This window comes from Streptomyces sp. NPDC059456 (assembly GCF_042750055.1).
Classification (GTDB): Bacteria; Actinomycetota; Actinomycetes; order Streptomycetales; family Streptomycetaceae; genus Streptomyces.
The window spans coordinates 1-1,386 of the sequence record NZ_JBHYVA010000878.1 but is presented as its reverse complement, the minus strand read 5'-3'; the positions used below and the strand labels follow the sequence as shown (position 1 = coordinate 1,386).

1 protein-coding gene is annotated in these 1,386 nt (G+C 73.2%); it reads right to left on the bottom strand.

The features are described 5' to 3' along the window. Positions 1-99: 99 nt before the first annotated feature. Positions 100-1,056 (bottom strand): bifunctional riboflavin kinase/FAD synthetase, encoded by a 957-nt coding sequence (locus tag ACFXA3_RS39935; RefSeq protein WP_385195917.1) that lies wholly within the window; start codon positions 1,054-1,056, stop codon positions 100-102. Positions 1,057-1,386 lie beyond the last annotated feature (330 nt).

Genomic DNA, 1,386 nt, shown 5'->3' with positions numbered 1-1,386 from the left:
CCCCGCCGGCGCCCGCGGCAGCCTCTCGCGCCCCGCCCCCCCGGGTAGTCCCCCCCCCTTCTCCGTGGGGCCGGGCCGGGCCGGCCGCCGGTCCGCCGCTCAGCGCTCCGTGTCGTATTCCTCGGTCAGCGTCCGCGCCCGCTTCACATCGTCCGCGATGGCTTCGAGGAGGCCGTCCAGCGATTCGAACTTCGCCATGCCGCGCACGTACGCGAGGAAGTCCACCGTCACGTGCAGTCCGTACAGGTCCAGGCCGACGCGGTCGATCGCGTACGCCTCGACGGTCCGCTCGGTGGCGTCGAACTGCAGGTTGGTCCCGACCGAGATCGCCGCCGGCATCCGCTCGCCGTTCGCCGTGAGCCAGCCCGCGTACACGCCGTCCGCCGGGATGGCGGTGTGCGGGGGCGTCTCGACGTTGGCCGTCGGGTAGCCGAGCTCGCGCCCGCGCTGGGCGCCGCGCACGACGACGCCCTCGACCCGGTGCGGCCGTCCCAGGATCTCGGCCGCGCCCGCCATGTCGCCCTCGGCGACCAGCCTGCGCGCCAGGGTCGAGGAGAAGGGCACTCCACCGCCCGCCGCGCCGCGCTCGACGAGGTCCACGACCTCGACCTCGTAGTCGTAGGTGCCGCCGAGCTCGCGCAGGAAGTCGACGTTCCCGGAGGCGCGGTGGCCGAAGCGGAAGTTCGGGCCCTCGATGACGGCCCGCGCGTGCAGCTTGTCGACGAGCACCTTCACGATGAAGTCGGCCGGGGAGAGCTGCGAGAACTCCGCCGTGAACGGCAGGACCAGCAGCGCGTCGACGCCCAGCCCGGCCATCAGTTCGGCACGGCGGTCGTACGGGGCCAGGATCGGCGGGTGGCTGCCGGGGCGCACGACCTCGCTCGGGTGCGGGCTGAAGGTGACGACGACGGACGGCACTCCGAGCGCGCGCGCCTTGGCCACGGCCCGTCCGATGATCAGCTGATGGCCCCGGTGCACACCGTCGTACGAGCCGATGGTGACGACGCTGCGTCCCCAGTCCTGGGGGATGTCCTCCAAGCCACGCCAGCGCTGCACTGTGACCGCTCCTCGCCCGAACCGTGTAGGCCCTGTCCTGGTTGCCGATTGCAGGTCTAAGACTGCCATGCCCGTACCCGGGGGCCCGCATCGGCATCTGGCCGGGGGCGGCTCTGTGTCATCTCGACGTCATCTGGGCGGGACGGAGCACGAGGACGCGGCGCTCGGGCCCGCTTCCGGCGGCCGGATCGGCGGCCCGGCCGACCCGCATCGCGCGGACGGCGAAAGCGCCCCCTTGCGCTCCCTCCAGTCACTCCGCGCGCCTGCCCGGACGGGTGAATACGGAGGCCCGGGTGGATAGAGACCTACCCGAGGGGGGTCGTGGAGCGG